At 49.2% G+C, this 327-nt stretch carries 1 pseudogene; it reads right to left on the bottom strand.

The features are described from left to right. Positions 1–220, bottom strand: a pseudogene (locus tag JUK32_RS18730) (IS4 family transposase); the annotation flags it as partial. Positions 221–327 lie beyond the last annotated feature (107 nt).

Consider the following 327-nt stretch of genomic DNA (forward strand, 5'->3'; position numbering starts at 1 on the left):
ATGTTTGAAGATGCTGGGCTTGAGCCTGTAAATTAATTTCACTGCTGTCACTGATGGCTAATACATGCCGTCCCTCGACTTGGCACTGGCAATGTTCTGAAGCACTTTTGACCAGTTCTGAAACGCTCACCTTCTCATTCTCTAAAAACCGATAGTAGCCGACCTGTTCGGCTCGATTGCGACTCATGGCGCGGATATTGACGGATTGTTCCCGACTCATCGATTCATATAGCGAGGCCCCCTTTTTACCAGGCGACTATCACCAAAAGCCTTCCCTCGCGCCGCTTCCGCATGAATAAGAATAGGATTCTCCATCTCGATGACCCC

The sequence above is a fragment of the Halomicronema sp. CCY15110 genome, from assembly GCF_016888165.1.
GTDB lineage: Bacteria > Cyanobacteriota > Cyanobacteriia > Phormidesmidales > Phormidesmidaceae > Halomicronema.